The organism is Bartonella vinsonii subsp. berkhoffii ATCC 51672, assembly GCF_902825225.1.
Lineage (GTDB): Bacteria > Pseudomonadota > Alphaproteobacteria > Rhizobiales > Rhizobiaceae > Bartonella > Bartonella berkhoffii.
In genome coordinates this window covers 1-581 of record NZ_CADEAK010000100.1, presented here as the reverse complement: position 1 = coordinate 581, position 581 = coordinate 1, and the positions used below count along the sequence as shown (strand labels likewise).

Here is a 581-nt window from a genome sequence, read left to right as displayed (position 1 = left end):
CAAACGCTTCAGTGCTGCAGCTGCAATAGCTTGAAGCAAATGCGTTTTCCCTAAACCAACAGATGCGTGAATAAAAAGAGGATTAAATCTTAAAGCACTTTTATGTCCTTCTGCAATCGAACGTGCTGCAGCTAAAGCAACACGGTTAGAAGAACCTTCCACAAAACTTTCAAAAGTATAGCGAGAATCAAGTGGTGAACCAAAAACACCCGCTTGAACATTCTTTACAGAATGTTCTGTGTAATTCTCAACAAAAGATGGAGGTGTCCGCTCTTCCAGAACAACAGGAGCTGTACTCGTTTTACAGATCACACCTCCTGAAACACGCTTCATACCGCGAACAATGACTTCAACACGAAGAATCGCTGAATTCTCTTGTTTCCATAAATTTGTCAAAAGAGAACCATAGTGATTACAAATCCATGAACGCAAAAATGCTGTAGGGACAAAAAGCTTTACAAGACTACGGCTATATTCAGCAAGCTTCACACGACCAAACCAACTCGTATAAGCCTCAATACCAACCTGCGCTTTTAATTGCGCCATCACACGCGCGAAAGCCGCCGTGCCTTCTTCCTCTG

At 42.7% G+C, this 581-nt stretch carries 1 protein-coding gene; it reads right to left on the bottom strand.

The window, feature by feature from the left end:
• The coding region (locus J7R10_RS08445; RefSeq protein WP_246787420.1) for a DnaA ATPase domain-containing protein at positions 1 to 581 on the bottom strand (581 nt) is incomplete at both ends.